The organism is Micrococcus sp. TCR-5, assembly GCF_052220525.1.
Classification (GTDB): domain Bacteria; phylum Actinomycetota; class Actinomycetes; order Actinomycetales; family Micrococcaceae; genus Micrococcus; species Micrococcus luteus.
This window is the reverse complement of the sequence record NZ_JBQPDO010000013.1, coordinates 1-17860: the sequence shown is the minus strand read 5'-3', so window position 1 is coordinate 17860 and position 17860 is coordinate 1. Positions and strand designations below refer to the sequence as shown.

The 17860-nt window shown below is 73.1% G+C and carries 20 protein-coding genes; 13 read left to right on the top strand and 7 right to left on the bottom strand.

The window, feature by feature from the left end:
- Positions 1 to 38 precede the first annotated feature (38 nt).
- Together ACTSKS_RS08370 and ACTSKS_RS08365 are read right to left on the bottom strand one after the other, a co-directional pair.
- Positions 39 to 815 carry an ABC transporter permease gene (locus ACTSKS_RS08370; RefSeq protein WP_123243854.1) on the bottom strand — a complete coding sequence of 259 codons (777 nt, stop codon included), beginning with the start codon at positions 813 to 815 and terminating at the stop codon, positions 39 to 41.
- Positions 812 to 1777, bottom strand: a complete 966-nt coding sequence (locus ACTSKS_RS08365; RefSeq protein ID WP_233569896.1) for an ABC transporter ATP-binding protein — start codon at positions 1775 to 1777, stop codon at positions 812 to 814. Before ACTSKS_RS08365 ends, ACTSKS_RS08370 begins: the two co-directional genes overlap by 4 nt.
- Before the next feature lie 139 nt (positions 1778 to 1916).
- Here ACTSKS_RS08365 and ACTSKS_RS08360 point away from each other — a divergent pair, with 139 nt between their 5' ends.
- The 5 genes from ACTSKS_RS08360 to ACTSKS_RS08340 all read left to right on the top strand — a co-directional run bounded on the left by ACTSKS_RS08360 (position 1917) and on the right by ACTSKS_RS08340 (position 6540).
- Positions 1917 to 2612, top strand: a complete 696-nt coding sequence (locus ACTSKS_RS08360) for a helix-turn-helix transcriptional regulator (protein ID WP_101962887.1) — start codon at positions 1917 to 1919, stop codon at positions 2610 to 2612.
- A 76-nt stretch (positions 2613 to 2688) separates the two neighbouring features.
- On the top strand, positions 2689 to 4161 hold the full coding sequence (gene sufB / locus ACTSKS_RS08355; protein ID WP_442927462.1) for a Fe-S cluster assembly protein SufB: 1473 nt from the start codon (positions 2689 to 2691) through the stop codon (positions 4159 to 4161).
- Between the two features lies 1 nt (position 4162).
- Complete coding sequence (gene sufD, locus ACTSKS_RS08350) at positions 4163 to 5401, top strand: Fe-S cluster assembly protein SufD (RefSeq protein ID WP_123243851.1); 1239 nt, start codon at positions 4163 to 4165, stop codon at positions 5399 to 5401.
- Positions 5402 to 5447: 46 nt separating this feature from the next.
- A complete protein-coding gene (gene sufC, locus ACTSKS_RS08345; RefSeq protein ID WP_036315253.1) occupies positions 5448 to 6212 on the top strand; it encodes a Fe-S cluster assembly ATPase SufC in 765 nt (254 codons plus the stop codon).
- A gap of 1 nt (position 6213) precedes the next feature.
- The gene (locus tag ACTSKS_RS08340; RefSeq protein ID WP_002855327.1) at positions 6214 to 6540 is read left to right on the top strand and encodes a metal-sulfur cluster assembly factor; all 327 of its coding nucleotides are present in this window, start codon (positions 6214 to 6216) and stop codon (positions 6538 to 6540) included.
- Positions 6541 to 6648: 108 nt separating this feature from the next.
- Here ACTSKS_RS08340 and ypfJ read toward each other — a convergent pair whose 3' ends face one another.
- Positions 6649 to 7596, bottom strand: coding sequence for a KPN_02809 family neutral zinc metallopeptidase (ypfJ, locus tag ACTSKS_RS08335; protein WP_442927461.1), 948 nt, complete (start codon positions 7594 to 7596; stop codon positions 6649 to 6651).
- A 122-nt stretch (positions 7597 to 7718) separates the two neighbouring features.
- On the opposite strand from ypfJ, the gene abc-f reads away from it, so the two are divergent.
- Positions 7719 to 9317 carry a ribosomal protection-like ABC-F family protein gene (gene abc-f, locus ACTSKS_RS08330; protein ID WP_144825459.1) on the top strand — a complete coding sequence of 533 codons (1599 nt, stop codon included), beginning with the start codon at positions 7719 to 7721 and terminating at the stop codon, positions 9315 to 9317.
- A 30-nt stretch (positions 9318 to 9347) separates the two neighbouring features.
- Here abc-f and ACTSKS_RS08325 read toward each other — a convergent pair whose 3' ends face one another.
- The 3 genes from ACTSKS_RS08325 to ACTSKS_RS08315 are packed head-to-tail and all read right to left on the bottom strand — an operon-like array spanning position 9348 to position 11097.
- A complete protein-coding gene (locus ACTSKS_RS08325) occupies positions 9348 to 10265 on the bottom strand; it encodes an SURF1 family cytochrome oxidase biogenesis protein (RefSeq protein WP_063189228.1) in 918 nt (305 codons plus the stop codon).
- Positions 10262 to 10633 carry a hypothetical protein gene (locus ACTSKS_RS08320; RefSeq protein ID WP_095695711.1) on the bottom strand — a complete coding sequence of 124 codons (372 nt, stop codon included), beginning with the start codon at positions 10631 to 10633 and terminating at the stop codon, positions 10262 to 10264. The genes ACTSKS_RS08325 and ACTSKS_RS08320 overlap by 4 nt, the downstream gene beginning before the upstream one ends.
- Positions 10630 to 11097, bottom strand: a complete 468-nt coding sequence (locus ACTSKS_RS08315; protein ID WP_095695712.1) for a DUF3099 domain-containing protein — start codon at positions 11095 to 11097, stop codon at positions 10630 to 10632. The genes ACTSKS_RS08320 and ACTSKS_RS08315 overlap by 4 nt, the downstream gene beginning before the upstream one ends.
- 171 nt (positions 11098 to 11268) lie before the next feature.
- On the opposite strand from ACTSKS_RS08315, the gene ACTSKS_RS08310 reads away from it, so the two are divergent.
- Complete coding sequence (locus ACTSKS_RS08310; RefSeq protein ID WP_123243848.1) at positions 11269 to 12015, top strand: beta-ketoacyl-ACP reductase; 747 nt, start codon at positions 11269 to 11271, stop codon at positions 12013 to 12015.
- Positions 12016 to 12052: 37 nt separating this feature from the next.
- A complete protein-coding gene (locus tag ACTSKS_RS08305) occupies positions 12053 to 12811 on the top strand; it encodes an SDR family oxidoreductase (RefSeq protein WP_442927460.1) in 759 nt (252 codons plus the stop codon).
- Between the two features lie 73 nt (positions 12812 to 12884).
- On the opposite strand, the gene serB is transcribed toward ACTSKS_RS08305, so the two are convergent.
- A complete protein-coding gene (gene serB / locus ACTSKS_RS08300; RefSeq protein WP_442927459.1) occupies positions 12885 to 13721 on the bottom strand; it encodes a phosphoserine phosphatase SerB in 837 nt (278 codons plus the stop codon).
- 86 nt (positions 13722 to 13807) lie between these two features.
- On the opposite strand from serB, the gene ACTSKS_RS08295 reads away from it, so the two are divergent.
- The 5 genes from ACTSKS_RS08295 to ACTSKS_RS08275 all read left to right on the top strand — a co-directional run bounded on the left by ACTSKS_RS08295 (position 13808) and on the right by ACTSKS_RS08275 (position 17838).
- Positions 13808 to 14632, top strand: a complete 825-nt coding sequence (locus ACTSKS_RS08295) for an ABC transporter ATP-binding protein (protein WP_052520061.1) — start codon at positions 13808 to 13810, stop codon at positions 14630 to 14632.
- Positions 14629 to 15474: a sulfite exporter TauE/SafE family protein gene (locus ACTSKS_RS08290; protein ID WP_387043901.1), complete on the top strand. Its 846-nt coding sequence runs from the start codon at positions 14629 to 14631 to the stop codon at positions 15472 to 15474. The genes ACTSKS_RS08295 and ACTSKS_RS08290 overlap by 4 nt, the downstream gene beginning before the upstream one ends.
- On the top strand, positions 15467 to 16309 hold the full coding sequence (locus ACTSKS_RS08285) for a TrmH family RNA methyltransferase (RefSeq protein ID WP_269295491.1): 843 nt from the start codon (positions 15467 to 15469) through the stop codon (positions 16307 to 16309). Before ACTSKS_RS08290 ends, ACTSKS_RS08285 begins: the two co-directional genes overlap by 8 nt.
- 109 nt (positions 16310 to 16418) lie before the next feature.
- The gene (locus ACTSKS_RS08280; RefSeq protein ID WP_002855042.1) at positions 16419 to 16676 is read left to right on the top strand and encodes a type B 50S ribosomal protein L31; all 258 of its coding nucleotides are present in this window, start codon (positions 16419 to 16421) and stop codon (positions 16674 to 16676) included.
- 103 nt (positions 16677 to 16779) lie between these two features.
- Positions 16780 to 17838 carry a lipoate--protein ligase family protein gene (locus ACTSKS_RS08275; RefSeq protein ID WP_119217284.1) on the top strand — a complete coding sequence of 353 codons (1059 nt, stop codon included), beginning with the start codon at positions 16780 to 16782 and terminating at the stop codon, positions 17836 to 17838.
- Positions 17839 to 17860: the final 22 nt, after the last annotated feature.

The window sequence follows — 17860 nt, the reverse complement described above, 5'->3', positions numbered from 1 at the left end:
TCCTTCCGATCGTTCGATGCAGGGGGACGGGGAACGGTTCAGGGCCGCCAGCGGAACCAGCGGAGCGCGGCCGCGACGGCCACGGCGCCCCACAGGGTGAGCACGAGCAGGGGGACGGGCGACCAGGACCCGTCCAGGAGGGCGGCCCGCAGGGCCGTGCCCAGCGCGCCGGAGGGGAGCAGGTCCACGCCGGGGACCCGGGCGGGGAACACCGTGCCGCCGACGGCGCCGAACAGCACCCACAGCAGGTTGGCGACGGCGAGGGTCGCCTCCGGCCGGGCCGTGCCGGCGAGCAGCAGCCCGAGGGCCGTGAAGGCGGCGGCCCCCAGTGCGAGGGCGACCAGGGCCGGCAGGATCCCCTCGGGGTCCGGACGCCACCCGAGCGCCAGGCCGACGCCCCCGATCACGCTCACCTGCACCAGCAGGAGGGCCACCACCGCCAGGGCCTTGCCGGCGACGAGGCCGAGCGTGCCCAGCGGGGTGGTGGCCAGGGCGGCGAGCACGTCGTAGCGACGCTCGAAGCCCGTGGCGATCGCGGTGGCCGTGAACGCGGAGCTGATCACGGCCAAGGCGAGCACGCCGGGCACGGCCACGTCCAGGCCCGATCGGCCCGGGGCGTCGAGCAGGCCGGTGACGTGCACGCCCACGAGCGCGAGCAGGGGCAGCACCACGGTCACGAGCAGCTGCTCGCCGTTGCGCAGCGCGGTGCCGGTCTCGTAGCCGGCCTGACGCAGGACGCGGGCGGCCAGCGGGGCGGCGCCCGCGTGGGCTCCGGTGCGGGCCGGGGCGCGGTGGTCGACGACGGGCGTGCTCATGCGGCGGTCTCCCGGAGGATCTGCTCGAGGCGCAGTCCGGCGCGCTCGAATCGGGTGGGCATCAGGGCGTGCTCCCGCCAGCTCGCCGCGAGGACGGCCAGGTCGTCCGGGCCGCGGACGCCGGCCACGCGCAGGCGGGCGGACTCGCCGAGGCCGGCCGCGCGCAGCGGCGCGGGCAGGGTGTCCGCCCAGGCGCGGACGGCGTCGGGGGAGGCGTCGCCGAAGTCCACGTCGACGACGTCGCCCTCGGCCACGCGCGTGAGCTCGGACAGCGGGCCGGAGCGCACCACGCGGCCGGCGCGCAGGATGGCGACGTCGTCCGCGAGCCGCTCGGCGTCGTCGAGCAGGTGCGTGGTCAGCAGCACGGCGGCGCCGCGGTCGGTCTGTTCCCGCACGACGTCGTGCACGACGGGCCGGGTCTCCGGGTCGAGGCCCGCGGTGGGCTCGTCGAGGAACAGCATGTCCGGCCGGCCGACGAGGGCGGCCGCGAGCGCGACGCGTTGGCGCTGGCCACCGGAGAGGCGGCGCAGGGGGCGGCCGGCGACGTCGGCGATCAGCAGGCGCTCCAGCAGCGGCTCGACGGGCAGCGGGTCGCGGTACAGGGACGCCACATGGCCGATGAAGCGGCGGGCGGGGATCGCGGGCGGCAGGCCGCCCTCCTGCCACATCACGCCGATGCGGGCGCGCAGGTCGGCGGAGGCCCGCCACGGGTCTGCGCCGAACACGCGCACGGTGCCGGCGTCGGGCCGGTCCATGCCGTGGCAGAGGCCGAGGGTGGTGGACTTGCCGGCCCCGTTGGGGCCGAGCAGCACCGTGACGGCGCCGGCACGGGCGGTGAGGTCGACGCCCCGCAGGACGGGGGTGCGGGACCGGCCGCGGCCGAGGCTCCGGTGGACGTCGCTCAGGCGCAGGACGGGCTCGTCGCGCGGCACGGGATCCGGGGTCAGGGGAGGTCGGGGCACTGTGCCAGTCTAGTCCTCGGGCCCTGCGACCCCGGCTCGTGGGGCCGGGGGCGCCCGGTCTGACGCGCGTTCCGCCGCGGGCGTCATCAAGCCAGGCGAGCCTCACTTGAACCGTTCCAGATCAATAGGTCATGATGGCGTGGTGTATTCGGATCAGTCTGCGTCGCCCCCCGCTCCGGCCCCGGCCGAGGGCACGCGCGAGCGTGTGCTGCAGCTGGTCCTGACGCGTGGACCCGTGAGCGCGGCCGAGATCGGTCGCGAGCTGGAGCTGACCGCCGCTGCCGTGCGCCGCCACCTGGACGCGCTCGAGGAGGACTCGCTCGTCGAGGTCAAGCGGGTCACCGCGGCCCGCGGCGCGGGACGGCCCTCCCGCCGCTACGTGGTCACCTCGCACGCGCAGGAGCACCTGCCCAAGGACCACCTCGCCGTCGCCCTGGACACCCTGGCCCGCCTCGAGGAGCTCGGCGGGGAGGAGGAGGTGCGCCGCGCCGCGCGCCACGCCTTCCGTGAGATCGAGGAGCGCTTCACGGCCGCCGTCGGCGGCCGGGAGACCGCGCTGCAGGACCGCACCCGGATCCTCGCCCGGGTCCTCGACGAGGCCGGCTACGCCGGCACGCTGCGCCACTTCGGCGCGGGCCTGGCGCCCACCCTCCGCGCGGACCAGGTCTGCCAGGGGCACTGCCCGTTCCAGGGAATTCCCGCCCGCCATCCGGAGTTCTGTGAAGAGGAGACCGCGCTGTTCGCCCGCCTGCTCGAGGTGGACGTGCGCCGGCTCTCGACCCTCGCCGCCGGCGCCCACGTGTGCACCACACATGTGCCGCTGGGCCGCGACTGAGCCGTGCGGGCCTCGCCCCGGCTCCCGCCGACCACCCGACCGACCCCGACCGCAGTGACTAGTGAGAGAGGCTGAGATGACCGACCAGATCGTCCAGCGGGACTCCGCGGAGACCGCCGACCCCGGCGTGATCCAGGAGATCCTCGACAAGAACCCCGAGCTCAACGCCATCGGCGCCTACCAGTACGGCTGGGCCGACTCCGACGCGGCCGGCGAGAAGGCCGTCCGTGGTCTGAACGAGGACGTCGTGCGCGACATCTCCGGCAAGAAGGACGAGCCGGAGTGGATGCGCGACCTGCGCCTCAAGGCCCTCAAGTACTTCGAGCGCAAGCCGATGCCGGCGTGGGGCGCGGACCTGTCGGGCATCGACTTCGACAACATCAAGTACTTCGTGCGCTCCACCGAGGGCCAGGCCAAGACCTGGGAGGACCTGCCCGAGGACATCCGCAACACCTACGAGCGCCTGGGCATCCCCGAGGCCGAGCGCGAGCGTCTCGTGGCCGGCGTCGCCGCCCAGTACGAGTCCGAGGTCGTCTACCACCAGATCCGCGAGGACCTGGAGGAGCAGGGCGTCGTGTTCCTCGACACCGACACCGCGCTCAAGGAGCACCCGGAGATCTTCGAGGAGTACTTCGGCACCGTGATCCCGGTCGGCGACAACAAGTTCGCCTCCCTGAACACGGCCGTGTGGTCCGGCGGCTCCTTCGTGTACGTGCCCAAGGGCGTGCACGTGGAGATCCCGCTGCAGGCCTACTTCCGCATCAACACGGAGAACATGGGCCAGTTCGAGCGGACGCTGATCATCGCGGACGAGGACTCGTACGTGCACTACATCGAGGGCTGCACCGCCCCGATCTACCAGTCCGACTCGCTGCACTCGGCCGTCGTGGAGATCGTGGTGAAGAAGAACGCCCGCGTGCGCTACACCACCATCCAGAACTGGTCCACGAACGTGTACAACCTCGTGACCAAGCGCGCCGTGGTCGAGGCCGGCGGCACCATGGAGTGGATCGACGGCAACATCGGCTCCAAGGTGACCATGAAGTACCCGGCCGTGTACCTGACCGGCGAGCACGCCACCGGCGAGACCCTCTCCGTCGCGTTCGCGGGCAAGGACCAGCACCAGGACACCGGCTCCAAGATGGTGCACATGGCCCCGCACACGAACTCCTCGATCGTGTCCAAGTCCGTGGCCCGCAGCGGCGGCCGCGCCGCCTATCGCGGCCTGGTGCAGATCGCCGAGGGCGCGAACGGCTCCGCGAACTCGGTGGTGTGCGACGCCCTGCTCGTGGACACGGTCTCCCGCTCCGACACGTACCCGTACATCGACATCCGGGAGGACGACGTGACCCTCGGCCACGAGGCGACCGTCTCGAAGGTGTCCGAGGAGCAGCTCTTCTACCTCATGAGCCGCGGGATGTCCGAGGACGAGGCCATGGCCATGATCGTGCGCGGCTTCATCGAGCCGATCGCCCGCGAGCTGCCCATGGAGTACGCGCTCGAGCTCAACAAGCTGATCGAACTGCAGATGGAAGGATCGGTGGGCTGACATGACCGACACCGTGGAGAACACCCAGCGGACCATGATCCCGGGCATGGGCGAGGAGGGCGAGAAGCTCACCGTCGCACAGAACCCGGCTGCCCGGGCCGGGGGCCGGGAGCGCAACGCCGCGGGCTCGCGCGCCGATCGCCTCAGCTCCTTCGAGCTGTCCGACTTCCCCGTGCTCACGGGGCGCGAGGAGGACTGGCGCTTCACCCCGCTCAAGCGCCTGGGCGGGCTGCACCTGCCCGAGGGCGACGACGCGCGCCTGACCGGTGCCGCCCCCGCCGTGACCGTGGCCGAGCAGGCCGGCGTCACGGTGGAGACCGTGGCCCGCGACGACGCCCGCGTCGGCTCCGTCCTGACCCCGGACGACCGCGTGTCCGCCGCGGCCTGGAACTCGGTCTCCGAGGCCACCGTCGTGACGATCTCCGGCGAGGTCGCCGAGCCGGTGCGCATCGACGTCGTCGGCTCCTCCTCCGACCCGGCCGCGATGCACCTGACCGTGCTCGTGGAGGAGAACGCGCAGGCCGACGTCGTGATCGCCCACCGCGGCACCGCCGTGCTGGCCCAGAACGTCGAGTTCGACGTGCGCCGCGACGCCCGCCTGAACGTGGTCGCGCTGCAGGCCTGGGAGGGCGATGCCGTGCACGTCTCGGCCCAGCAGGCCTCGGTCGCCACGAACGCGCACTTCAAGCACGTGGCCGTGTCCTACGGCGGCGGCGTGGTGCGGCTGACCCCGACCGCGCGGTTCGCCGCCGAGCGCGGCGAGGCCGAGATGTACGGCCTGTACTTCGCCGACGCCGGTCAGCACCTCGAGAACCGCCTGTTCGTGGACCACAACCAGCCGGACTGCGTCTCGAACGTGCTCTACAAGGGCGCCCTGCAGGGCACGGACGCGCGCACCGTGTGGGTGGGCGACGTGCTGATCCGCAAGGAGGCCGAGGGCACGGACACGTACGAGAAGAACCAGAACCTGCTGCTCTCCGACGGGGCGCGCGCGGACTCGGTGCCGAACCTGGAGATCGAGACCGGCGTGATCGAGGGTGCGGGCCACGCGTCCGCGACCGGCCGCTTCGACGAGACCCAGCTGTTCTACCTGATGGCCCGCGGCATCTCCGAGACCGAGGCCCGCCGCCTGATCGTGCGCGGCTTCCTCAACGAGATCATCCAGAAGATCGGCATCGGCGACGTCGAGGACGAGCTGACCGCCGTCATGGAGGACGAGCTCCGCATCGCGCAGCTCTGACCGACGCCCCGCAGACCCCACCGCCTTCCACCCGAGGAGAACCACCATGGCAACCCTGCAGATCACCGACCTGCACGTGCAGATCGCGACCGAGAACGGCCCCAAGGAGATCCTGAAGGGCCTCTCCCTGACCATCGAGACGGGCGAGACCCACGCGATCATGGGCCCGAACGGCTCCGGCAAGTCCACCCTGGCCTCGACCATCGCCGGCCACCCGCGCTACGAGGTCACCTCCGGCTCCATCACCCTCGACGGCGAGGATGTGCTGGAGATGAGCGTCGACGAGCGCGCGCAGGCCGGCCTCTTCCTGGCCATGCAGTACCCCGTGGAGATCCCGGGCGTCACCATGACCAACTTCCTGCGCACCGCCAAGACCGCGCTCGACGGCCAGGCCCCCTCGCTGCGCACCTGGACCAAGGACGTCAAGGGCGCCTTCGAGGCCCTGCAGATCGACCCGGCGTTCATGAACCGCAACGTCAACGAGGGCTTCTCCGGCGGCGAGAAGAAGCGCGCCGAGATCCTCCAGCTCGAGCTGTTCAAGCCCACGTTCGCGATCCTCGACGAGACCGACTCCGGCCTCGACGTCGACGCGCTGCGCATCGTCTCCGAGGGCGTCAACCGCGCCCAGGCGCAGAACGAGATGGGCACCCTGCTGATCACCCACTACACGCGGATCCTCAACTACATCAAGCCGGATCACGTGCACGTGCTGGTGGACGGCCGCGTCGCCGAGTCCGGCGGCCCGGAGCTCGCCGAGCAGCTCGAGGCCGAGGGCTACGCCCGCTTCGAGAAGGCCGCGGCGGGGGCCTGAGATGACGGAGACCACGAACCAGGCGCCCACGGAGGACATCCGTGAGGCCCTCAAGGACGTGATCGATCCGGAGCTGGGCGTCAACGTCGTGGACCTGGGCCTGCTCTACGGGCTGCACTACGCCGACGACGGCGCGCTGCTCGTGGACATGACCCTGACCACCGCGGCCTGCCCGCTCACGGACGAGATCGAGGACCAGGTCTCCCGCGCGATCGGCACCATGGTGGACGAGTGGCGGCTGAACTGGGTCTGGATGCCCCCGTGGGGCCCCGAGCGGATCACCGAGGACGGTCGCGACCAGATGCGCGCCCTCGGCTTCAACATCTGATCCGGCCCGGACCACGACGGCGGCCCGTCACCTTCTGCGTGAAGGTGACGGGCCGCCGTCGTGGTGGGGGAGTGCGGACGGGCCCGCAGGCGCCCCGGGGCTCCCGGCTCAGATGTCCAGGGAGGAGGCCCGGAACGTGTCGCACTGACGGATGTCCGGCTCCTGCTGGGAGCTCTGGTAGCCGCGCATGAACCAGGCCATGCGCTGCTCGGAGGTGCCGTGCGTGAACGCCTCGGGGTTCACCCGGCCGGTGTGGGTGGACTGGATGCGGTCATCGCCCACGGCGGAGACCGCGTCGATGGCCTGGCGCAGCTGGTCCTGCGAGATCGGCTTCAGGAACGGCGCGCCGGACTCGGGGTCCACGGTGGAAGCGGCGTGCCCGGCCCACATGCCGGCGAAGCAGTCGGCCTGCAGCTCCGCGCGCACGGCGCCGGAGGTGGGGCCGGTGGTCCCGTCCTTGGAGTGCTGCAGGTAGCCGGTGACCTGCTGGACGTGGTGGCCGTACTCGTGCGCCACGATGTACTCCTCCGCCAGCGGCCCGCCCTCGGCGCCGAAGTCGGTCTGCAGCGTCTCGAAGAACGCGGTGTCGAAGTACATGGACTCGTCCGCCGGGCAGTAGAACGGGCCCGTGGCCGAGGAGGCGCTGCCGCAGCCGGTGCTCACGCCGCCCCGGAACAGGGTGAGCTGCGGCTGGCGCCACTGGATGTCCGAGAACTGGGCGAGGTACTCGCCCCAGAACTCGTCCGCGGCCTCGGTGGTCGCGATGACGCGGCAGTCCGTGTTCTGGTTGGCGTCCGCACCGCTGGCGCACGCCTCGTCCGAGATGGGCTGGCCCTGGCCGCCCGAGCCCGTCTGCTGCTGGTACTGGCTCTGTCCGGCGGATCCGCCGCCCGTGTCGATGCCGAGCTGCTCGGCCAGCCCGGGCGCGAAGATCGCGAGCAGCAACGCGAGCAGGCCGCCGCCACCGCCGATGGCGATGCCCCGGCCCCCCAGCCCGCCGCCACCGCCCGATCGGGCCCGGCCGGCGTCGATCTGCACGTTCTCGTTGAAGCTCATGGGGCCAGAGTGTAGACGGACTAGACTGGCCCGGCACCGCACTGGCCCCCGCCCGTCGAGATCGGCCGGGCCCCGCCGATGCACCCCTGTTCTTCCCTCGACCCCTGGAGTCTGACACCCCCATGCTGACCGTCACCGATGTCGAACTGCGCGTGGGCGCCCGTCTCCTCATGGACGAGGTGAACTTCCGCGTGGACAAGGGGGACAAGGTCGGCCTCGTGGGGCGCAACGGCGCCGGCAAGACGACGCTGACCAAGGTCCTGGCCGGCGGCGGGCAGCCCACGGCGGGCACCGTGACCCGGACCGGGCGCATCGGCTACCTGCCCCAGGACCCCAAGGTCGAGGACATGGACCAGTCCGGCCGCGACCGCATCCTCTCCGCCCGCGACCTGGACCAGACCATCCGCCGCATGCGCGAGGCCGAGGCCGGCATGGCCGCCGTCGACGACGCCGAGCGGGAGCGGGCGATGAACCGCTACTCCCGCCTGGAGGCGGAGTTCGAGGCCCGCGGCGGCTACGCGGCCGAGTCCGAGGCCGCCCGGATCACGTCCAACCTCGGCCTGCCGGACCGCGTCCTGGACCAGCCGCTGCACACCCTCTCCGGCGGCCAGCGCCGCCGCGTGGAGCTCGCCCGCATCCTCTTCTCCGACGCGGACATCCTGCTGCTGGACGAGCCCACCAACCACCTCGACCACGACTCGATCGTGTGGCTGCGCGACTACCTGAAGACCTACTCCGGCGGCCTCCTGATGATCTCGCACGACGTCGAGCTCATGGAGATGACCGTGAACAAGGTCCTCTACCTGGACGCGAACCGGCAGACCATGGACGTCTACAACATGACGTGGAAGAACTACCTCGCCCAGCGCCAGCAGGACGAGGCGCGCCGCCGCCGGGAGTTCGCCAACGCGGAGAAGAAGGCCTCAGCCCTCATGGCCCAGGCCGAGAAGATGCGCGCCAAGGCGACCAAGGCCACCGCCGCGCAGAACATGATCAAGCGCGCCGAGCGGCTCATGCGCGGCGTCGAGGGCGAGCGCGCGGTCGACCGCGTGGCCGCGATCCGCTTCCCCACCCCGCAGGCCTCCGGCAAGACGCCGCTGCGCGCCGAGAACCTCTCCAAGTCCTACGGCTCGCTCGAGATCTTCACGGGAGTGGACCTGGCGATCGACCGCGGCTCGCGCGTGGTGATCCTGGGCTACAACGGCGCCGGCAAGACGACGCTGCTGCGCATGCTCGCCCGGGAGGAGACCCCGGACACCGGCGAGGTCCAGGCGGGCCACGGGCTCAAGCTGGGCTACTTCGCCCAGGAGCACGACACCCTGGACCAGGACGCGTCCGTCCTGGACAACATGCGCCACGCCGCCCCGCAGCTCGGCGACACCCAGGCGCGCACGCTGCTCGGCTCGTTCCTCTTCCAGGGCGACGACGTCGACAAGCCCGCCCGCGTCCTCTCCGGCGGCGAGAAGACCCGCCTGGCGCTGGCCACGCTCGTGGCCTCGAGCGCGAACGTGCTGCTGCTGGACGAGCCCACGAACAACCTCGACCCCGCCAGCCGTGAGGAGATCCTCCACGCACTGCGCCAGTACGAGGGCGCCGTGGTGCTCGTGACCCACGACGAGGGCGCCGTCGAGGCGCTCGACCCCGAGCGCGTGGTGGTGCTGCCGGACGGGGTCGAGGACCTCTGGAACGACGACTACAGGGACCTCATCACCCTCGCCTGAGTCCGCGGGCCGCCGAGGCGGAGGGCCGGCTCAGTCGAAGAGCGCGTCCTCGGCCTCCTCGTCCGTGAGCCGCCCGTCGCGCCGCCGCCGGGCCGGCTTGGCGCGGGGGACCCGGTGCGCGGAGAGCAGCCCGTCGTCCGCGGCGTCGTCGAGGGCGTCGGCCCGGTCGTTGCGCGCGCGCATCCACGCGGAGTACCCCCACACCCCGAAGCCCATGGCCGCGAACAGGTACCACTGGATCGCGTAGGACAGGTGCGGGCCCTCGTCCAGGGTGGGCTCGACGAGCTTCTGCGGCATCGACTCCACCGCCGGGTCCTCCGTGACCATGATCCCGTAGGCCGTCCCGGCCACGGGCCCGCCCACGGTGTCGGCGATCTCGGTGAGGTCGATCGAGGGCACCTGGCCGTCCGGGGCGTCGCGGTCCAGGGCCGGCTCCCCGGGCTTGACCCGCACCACGACCTCGGCGTGGCCGGCGGGCGGGGCCGGCACGGCGTCCGGCTGACCCGGGGTGTTGCCCACCGGGAGCCAGCCGCGGTCCACCACGACGACGGGGCCCTCGTCCGTCCGGAACGGCACGAGCACCTCGTAGCCGGGCTGGCCGGCGCGGGGACGGTTGCGGACGATGAGCGTCTCGTCGACGAGGTACTCGCCGGTCAGTGTCACAGGCGTCCACTCGTCCTCGGTCTGGAACGCGGTGAACAGCCGGGAGGCCTCGGCGAACGGGACCGGGTCGTCGTCGTAGTTCTCCAGGACGCGGTTGACGCGGTGCTGGACCTCCACGCGGCGGTCCCACTGCCACTGGGCGAGCGCGTGGCACAGGAACGCGAAGAGGATGCACACCACGAAGCCGAGGATCCACGGGCCGGTGGCGAGGAAGCCGAAGCGCAGGGGAGGCAGGCGTTCGGCGTCGCGGGCGGTCGGGGCCGTCATGGGGGCGGGGGTGCTCATGGGCGCGGGGGCTCCTGCGGGGTCTCGGGCGTCTCGACCTCGGGCGCCTCCGTGGCGGGCGGGTCGAGTGGGCGGGAGCGCCGCAGGAAGCCGCGGGCGCTCAGGAAGTCGTCCAGGAAGGGCCGATGGTCCGCGCAGGCCAGCCAGGTCTTCACCCGGTCCGGGGCGTGGACGCGCGGGTTGTTCCACTCCAGGGCCCAGGCGGCCTCCGCGGTGCAGCCGCGACGCGAGCAGACCGGCCGCTCGGGCCCGTCCGCGGCGGCGTGCGGGGATCGGGTGGCGGAGGCACCCGCGGCGGGGTCGAGGCGGCCGGCCGCGAGGGCGCCCAGCAGGTCCACGTCCGGCTCGCCCGGGCCCGCCCCGATCACGCGGCGCCCCGTCCGGGCAGGCCGGGACCGCCGGCGGACGAGGACCCTCGGCCCAGCGCCCGGGGCGCACGGTCGCGCGGGTCGTCCACGAGGTCGCCGGTGAGCACGACCGGCTCGGGCGCCGCCGTGTCGTCGGGGCGGGGGGCCAGGGCCGGTCCCTGGGTGGGCACGGCGCGCAGGGTGCCGGCCTGCTGCGGGCCGGTGTTGTTCACGCGCACGACGGCGACGTAGGGCAGCACGACCGCGCCGAGGATGAACCCGAGCTGCCACCAGCCGTGGGTGAAGAGCGCGGCGACGAAGCAGGCGGTGCGGAGCAGCATCTGGACCAGGTAGACCTTCATGCGCGCCTCCCGGTCCGCGCTGCGGCCGGCGGCGGCGGTGGTGACCCCCTGGACCTCCGGTGTCGTCCCGCGCCCGGCGCGGGCGGGACGGCCGGCTCGGGAGCTGGCGGCGGAGCTGGTCATGGCGCATCCTCCTGGCACGTCGCGCCCTGCGGAGGGCCCCCGCGCGGCCGCGGACGTAGAGTGGTGGTTCACATGCCGGCGCGCCCGCCCTCGGCGGCGTCCCGCAGGACGGCGTCGACGGCGCCGCGCCGGTGCTCCAGTCTAGTCCCGTCCCGTCCGGAAGGTGTTCCCATGGCCGATCAGACCACCACGCCCGCAGCGGACGCACAGGCCGCCGGCCGCAGCGTCCTCGTCACGGGGGGCAATCGCGGCATCGGCCTGGCCATCGCCCGGGCGTTCGCCGCGAACGGCGACCGGGTGGCCATCACCTCCCGCTCGGGGGAGGGGCCGGAGGGGGTCCGCGCGGTCCGGGCCGACGTGACGGACGCGGCCTCCGTGGACGCGGCCTTCCGCGAGGTCGAGGAGGCCCACGGCCCGGTCGAGGTGCTCGTGGCCAACGCCGGCATCACCCACGACCAGCTGCTGCTGCGCATGTCCGAGGACGACTTCACCTCGGTGATCGACACGAACCTCACCGGCGCCTTCCGCGTGGTGCAGCGCGCCACCAAGGGCATGATGCGCCTGAAGCGCGGACGCATCGTCCTGGTTTCCTCCGTGGTGGGCCTGCTCGGCTCGCCCGGCCAGGTCAACTACGCCGCCTCCAAGTCCGGCCTCGTCGGGATGGCCCGCTCGATCACGCGCGAGCTCGGCGCGCGCGGCGTGACCGCGAACGTCGTGGCCCCCGGCTACATCGACACCGAGATGACGCAGTCCCTCGACGACGAGCTCAAGGCCCAGTACAAGACGTCCATCCCGGCCGGCCGCTTCGCCGCCCCGGAGGAGGTGGCCGGCGTCGTGCGCTGGCTGGCCTCGGACGAGGCCGCGTACATCTCCGGGGCCGTGATCCCCGTGGACGGCGGCCTGGGCATGGGCCACTGACGACCACCGACCGCTGAGCAGACAGGAAGCACAGAACATGACCGAGCAGGACCTGGCCGGACGCGGCGTCGTCGTCACCGGCTCCTCCCGCGGCATCGGAGCCGCCACCGCCGAGCTGCTGGCCGCCCGCGGCGCGGGCGTCGTGGTGAACTACCGCCAGAAGGCGCCGCGCGCGAACAAGGTGGTGCAGAGGATCGAGGACGCCGGCGGCCGCGCCGTGGCCGTGGGCGGCGACGTGACCGTCGCCGAGGACCGGGCCGCGCTGCTGGACGCCGCCGTGGAGCACTTCGGCTCGCTCGACGTGCTCGTGCTCAACGCCTCGGGCGGCATGGAGTCCCAGTTCGGCGAGGACTACGCCCTGAAGCTCAACCGTGACGCCCAGGCCGCGCTGGCCGACGCCGCGCTCGAGCGCATGGGCGCCGGCGGGCAGATCGTGTTCGTGACCTCCCACCAGGCGCACTTCATCGACGAGGTCGCCACGATGGACTCCTACGAGCCCGTGGCCCGCTCCAAGCGCGCCGGCGAGGACGCCCTGCGCGAGCGCATCCCCGCCTTCACCGAGAAGGGCGTGGGCTTCGTGGTGGTCTCCGGCGACATGATCGAGGGCACCATCACCGCCACCCTGCTCGACCGCGCCGAGCCCGGTGCCATCGAGGCCCGTCGCGAGGCCGCCGGCAAGCTCTACTCCGTGGAGGAGTTCGCCGCCGAGATCGCCTCCCTCGTGGGCCGCCAGGACCTCGAGGTCGGCCACACCGAGCTCGTGGGCGGCGCCGAGGACTTCCTCGGGCAGGACTGAACCGCAGCACACCCCTGACGACGAGGGCCGGATCCGCGGGATCCGGCCCTCGTGACCTCCGGGAGCGGGCGCCTCAGAGACCGAGGAGCCACCGCAGGGGGCTGAAGGAGGGCACGTCGACGACGACGTCCGCGTGCTCCCGGAGGATCGGCTTCGCGCACAGGGCCACGCCGCAGCCGGCCGCCTCGAGCAGACCGATGTCGTTGGCGCCGTCGCCCACGCCGACGGCCTGCTCGGGGGTGAGCCCCGCGTCCTCGGCCCAGGCGCGCAGCATGGCGGCCTTCGCCGCGCGGTCCACGACGTCGCCGAGCACCTTCCCCGTCAGGTGCCCGTCCCGCACCTCGAGCTCGTTGGCGCAGTAGGCGTGCACGCCCCATGCCTCGGCCAGCGGGGCGAGCACCTGGGTGAAGCCGCCGGAGACCGCGCACACCCGGCCGCCGGCCGCGGTGACGGCCTCGATCAGCGCGAGGGCTCCGTCGGTGGGCCGGATGGCCCGCACCACGTCCGCCACGACGCCCACGGGCAGCCCCGCGAGCGCCTCGACGCGCGCGTGCAGCGAGGCGGCGAAGTCGAGCTCACCGCGCATCGCCCGCTCCGTCACCTCGGCGACCTCGGCCTCGCGGCCGGCATGGGCGGCGAGCAGCTCGATGACCTCCTGCCGGATCAGCGTGGAGTCCACGTCCGTCACCACGAGGGGCGCCGGTGCGGCGGCGACCGTCGCCGGCAGCGTGAGCACGTCCCACCCGGAGCCCGGCTCCGGGGCCGCCGCCCACTCGTCCGCGGCGAAGCGCCAGCCCAGCAGGCCGTCGTCGGTGAGCCGCTCGGCGTCGTCGGGCACGCCGGCCGGGGGCGCGTCCGTGACGAGGAGGGCGGGGTCGGCGGTGACGACGAGGCGGCGCAGGGTGCTCATGCGCGGCATCCTAGGCGGGGGTGCGGGCGCGGCCGGGCGTGCGTCGCATCGGCGACGCGCCGGCCGGCCGGACTAGGCTGGCCCCCATGACCACCCCCGCGCCTCCCGACGACTGGTTCCTCCCGGATGAGGACGCCGTGCTGCAGATGCGCCGCGTGCGCGTGCGCCGCGGCACCACCGACATCCTCGGCCCCCTGGACTGGACGGTCCGCGCGGGGCAGCGGTGGATCGTGATGGGCCCGAACGGCGCCGGCAAGTCCACGCTGCTCCAGCTGGCCGCGGCCCGCCTGCACCCGACCGCCGGCGACGTCGGCGTGCTGGACGAGGTGCTCGGCGCCGTCGACGTGTTCGAGCTGCGCCCGCGCATCGGCCTGTCCTCCGCCCAGCTCGCCGCCCAGGTGCCCGCGAACGAGACCGTGCAGGACGCCGTCGTCACCGCCGCCTACGGGATCACCGGCACGTGGCGCGAGCGGTACGAGACGGAGGATCGCGCCCGCGCGCTCGGCCTCGTGGCGACCTGGGGGCTCTCCCGCCTCGCGCACCGCGCGTTCGGCACCCTCTCCGACGGTGAGCGCAAGCGCGTGCTCATCGCCCGTGCCCTGATGACCGACCCCGAGCTGCTCCTGCTGGACGAGCCCGCCGCGGGCCTGGACCTCGCCGGGCGGGAGGACCTCGTGCGCCAGCTGACGGCGCTCGCCACGGACGAGGACGCGCCCGCGCTGGTCCTCGTCACGCACCACCTCGAGGAGGTGCCCCCGGGCTTCACGCATGCCCTGCTGCTGCGGGACGGCGGCGTCGTGGCGGCCGGGCCCATCGAGTCGACGCTCACCGAGGAGCACCTCTCCGCGGCGTTCGGCACGGACCTGAAGGTGACCCGCACCGGCGGTCGGTACACCGCCGTGGCCCGGTGACGGGGCTGCTGACCGTGCAGCTGCTGGGCATGGACCTGTGGCAGGTCCTGCTCGTGCTGCTCGCGGGGTTCTGGGCCGGCACGATCAACTCGGTGATCGGCTCGGGCACGCTCGTCACCTTTCCGACGCTTGTGGCGGTCGGCTTCCCGCCCGTGACGGCCCAGGTCTCCAACGCGATGGGCCTGGTGGCCTCGGGCTTCTCCGGCACGTACGGGTACCGCCGCGAGCTGGCCCAGTCCCGGGCGCTCCTGCCGAAGCTGACCGTCGCGTCCCTGCTCGGCGGGGTCATCGGCGCCGCCCTGCTCACCACGCTGCCCCCGGCCGTGTTCGGCTACGTCGCGCCGGTGCTGCTCGTGGTGGCCCTGACGGTCGTCGTGCTGCAGCCGCGCATCCAGCGGTGGGTCCGGCGTCGGGCGGAGGACCAGGGACCGACCCCCGGCGCGGACTCTCCTGTGCCGGTGGGCCCCGTGACCCCGACGCTGTGGACGCTCGTGTTCCTGACCGGCATCTACGGCGGCTACTTCGTGGCCGCCCAGGGCGTCATGCTCATGGCGATCTTCGGTGTGCTGCTGGTGGGCGGCACCCTCGTGCACGCCAACGCGGTGAAGACGTGGCTGTCGCTGGTGGTCAACCTCACCGCCGCCGCGTTCTACCTGGTCTTCGCCTTCGACCGCATCGACTGGCGGGCCGTCCTGTTGATCGCGCTCTCCTCGCTCGTGGGCGGGCTCGTGGGCGCGCGGATCGGGCGGCGCATCTCGCCGACGGCGCTGCGCGTCACCATCGTGATCGTGGGCCTGGCGGGGCTGGTGGTCATGGTGATGCGGCAGGTCTCGGGTGGGTGAGGGCGGGGCTCGCGAGGTGCGCCTGGAGCGGATCGAGGACCTCGCCGACCCCCGCCTGGCCCCCTACACGACCATGACGGACGCGGCCCTGCGCCGTCGCGTCGACGCGGAGCACGGCGTCTTCCTCGCCGAGTCCTCCCAGGTGGTCCGCCGCGCGCTGGACGCCGGACACACCCCGCGCTCCTTCCTGCTGGGGGACCGCTACCGCGGTTCCTTCGCGGACGTGCTCGCCGCCCATCCGGACGTCCCGGTCTTCACCGGACCCGACGATGTGCTCGAGGCCCTCACCGGGTTCCACCTGCACCGCGGCGCCCTGGCCGCGATGGACCGCCCCGCGCCCCGGCCGCTCGCCGACGTCCTCGCGGGCGCGCGACGCGTGCTCATCGCCGAGGACCTCGTGGACCACACGAACCTGGGCGCCGTGGTGCGCTCCGCCGTCGCCCTCGGCTGGGACGCGCTGCTGCTCACCCCGCAGGCCGCCGACCCGCTGTACCGGCGCGCCATCCGCGTCTCGATGGGCACGGTGTTCCGCCTGCCGTGGGCGCGCCTGCCCGGTCCGGTCGCCGAGTCGCTGCCCGCGCTGCGGGCGGCCGGGTTCGCGGTGGCCGCCCTCGAGGTGACGGAGCGGGCCGTGGGCCTGGACTCCGCTCGGATCGAGCCGCTGCGGACCGCCGAGCGTCTGGCCCTCGTCCTCGGCCAGGAGGGGCCGGGGGTCCGGCCCGAGACCCTCGCCCAGACCGACGCCGACGTCGTCATCCCCATGCCCGCCGGCGTCGACTCGCTGAACGTGGCCGCGGCCGCGGCGGTCGCGCTGTGGGAGCTGCGCGCGCGCTGACCGGCCCGGGTGCGGTAGAGTGGGCGGCTGGCCCGCCCTCCGGCGGACCCCCTGACCACACCTCTCGCGCCCCTGGTCCCAATCAGGCGGCTGAAACGAAGGATGCACCATGAAGTCTGAGATCCACCCGGATTACCGCTACGTCATCTTCAACGACCTCGCCTCCGGTGAGAAGATCCTCACCCGCACCACCGCGAACTCCGACAAGACCGCGGAGTGGACCGATGGCAACACCTACCCGGTGATCGACGTCGAGATCTCGGCCGCCTCGCACCCGTTCTACACGGGCAAGCAGCGCATCATGGACACCGCCGGCCGCGTCGAGCGCTTCAACGCCCGCTTCAAGGGCTTCGGCGGCAAGAAGTGACCGCGGCGGCCTGAGCCGCACGCCCACCACGACGACGGGCCCCGCGCCCCCGGAGCGATCCGGGCGGTGTGGGGCCCGTCGCGTCGCCCGTAGGCTGACGGGCATGAGGACTCTCCACGGTGAATACAAGGTGATCGGCGGCAAGCTGGTCGCGGCGGACCTGAGCCTCGCGGACGGCCGGATCGCGACCGCGAGCATCAACGGCGACTTCTTCCTCGAGCCGGACGAGGCGCTCGAGGACCTCAACGCGGCGGTGGCCGGGCTGTCCGCGGACGCCGAGCACCGGGTCATCCGGGAGGCCGTCGAGCGGGGGCTGCGCTCCGAGGCCGAGCTGTTCGGCGTGGACGCCTTCGCGGTGGCCTCGGCCGTGCGTCGAGCCCTCGGCAAGGCGACCACGTGGGAGGACCACGAGTGGGAGGTCATCGCGCCGGAGCCGATGCCGATCGCGCTCACCGTGGCCCTGGACGAGGTGCTCACCCGGCAGGTGGCCGAGGGACGTCGCAAGCCGACCATGCGCCTGTGGCAGTGGAACGAGCCGGCCGTGGTGATCGGCGCCTTCCAGTCGCTCGCCAACGAGGTGGACCCCGAGGGGGCGCGGCGGCACGGCATCAACGTGGTGCGGCGGATCTCCGGCGGCGGCGCGATGTTCATGGAGGCGGACAACTGCGTCACGTACTCGATGCACGTGCCGTCGTCGCTGGTCGACGGGCTGGAGACGGCGGAGACCTACCCGTTCCTGGACGAGTGGACCATGGACGCGCTCTCCCGACTCGGCGTGCACGCGTTCTACCAGCCGCTCAACGACATCGCCACGGACCAGGGGAAGATCGGCGGCGCCGCGCAGAAGCGGGTGGGCGCGGCCGGGCTGCTGCACCACGTGACGATGAGCTACGACATCGACGCGGACAAGATGCTCGAGGTGCTGCGCATCGGCCGGGAGAAGCTGCGCGGCAAGGGTGTGGCCTCGGCGAAGAAGCGGGTGGATCCGCTCCGCCGCCAGACCGGCGTCTCCCGCGCCGAGATCTGGGAGACCATGATGACCACCTTCGAGGAGCGCTACGGCGCGCGTCGCGTCGAGCTGGACGAGGCCACCCGCGAGGAGGCCGAGCAGCTGGCCCGCACCAAGTTCACGACCCCCGAGTGGACCGCGCGGGTGCCCTGAGCCGCCTGACGGCGTCCCGGCA

Excerpts from the sequence above, each read along its gene's own strand:
- ACTSKS_RS08370 (WP_123243854.1), bottom strand. The coding sequence starts at position 815 with ATGAGCACGCCCGTCGTCGACCACCGCGCCCCGGCCCGCACCGGAGCC.
- sufB (WP_442927462.1), top strand. The coding sequence starts at position 2,689 with ATGACCGACCAGATCGTCCAGCGGGACTCCGCGGAGACCGCCGACCCC.
- sufD (WP_123243851.1), top strand. The coding sequence starts at position 4,163 with ATGACCGACACCGTGGAGAACACCCAGCGGACCATGATCCCGGGCATG.
- sufC (WP_036315253.1), top strand. The coding sequence starts at position 5,448 with ATGGCAACCCTGCAGATCACCGACCTGCACGTGCAGATCGCGACCGAG.
- ACTSKS_RS08340 (WP_002855327.1), top strand. The coding sequence starts at position 6,214 with ATGACGGAGACCACGAACCAGGCGCCCACGGAGGACATCCGTGAGGCC.
- ypfJ (WP_442927461.1), bottom strand. The coding sequence starts at position 7,596 with ATGAGCTTCAACGAGAACGTGCAGATCGACGCCGGCCGGGCCCGATCG.
- abc-f (WP_144825459.1), top strand. The coding sequence starts at position 7,719 with ATGCTGACCGTCACCGATGTCGAACTGCGCGTGGGCGCCCGTCTCCTC.
- ACTSKS_RS08325 (WP_063189228.1), bottom strand. The coding sequence starts at position 10,265 with ATGAGCACCCCCGCCCCCATGACGGCCCCGACCGCCCGCGACGCCGAA.
- ACTSKS_RS08315 (WP_095695712.1), bottom strand. The coding sequence starts at position 11,097 with ATGACCAGCTCCGCCGCCAGCTCCCGAGCCGGCCGTCCCGCCCGCGCC.
- ACTSKS_RS08310 (WP_123243848.1), top strand. The coding sequence starts at position 11,269 with ATGGCCGATCAGACCACCACGCCCGCAGCGGACGCACAGGCCGCCGGC.
- ACTSKS_RS08305 (WP_442927460.1), top strand. The coding sequence starts at position 12,053 with ATGACCGAGCAGGACCTGGCCGGACGCGGCGTCGTCGTCACCGGCTCC.
- serB (WP_442927459.1), bottom strand. The coding sequence starts at position 13,721 with ATGAGCACCCTGCGCCGCCTCGTCGTCACCGCCGACCCCGCCCTCCTC.
- ACTSKS_RS08295 (WP_052520061.1), top strand. The coding sequence starts at position 13,808 with ATGACCACCCCCGCGCCTCCCGACGACTGGTTCCTCCCGGATGAGGAC.
- ACTSKS_RS08280 (WP_002855042.1), top strand. The coding sequence starts at position 16,419 with ATGAAGTCTGAGATCCACCCGGATTACCGCTACGTCATCTTCAACGAC.
- ACTSKS_RS08275 (WP_119217284.1), top strand. The coding sequence starts at position 16,780 with ATGAGGACTCTCCACGGTGAATACAAGGTGATCGGCGGCAAGCTGGTC.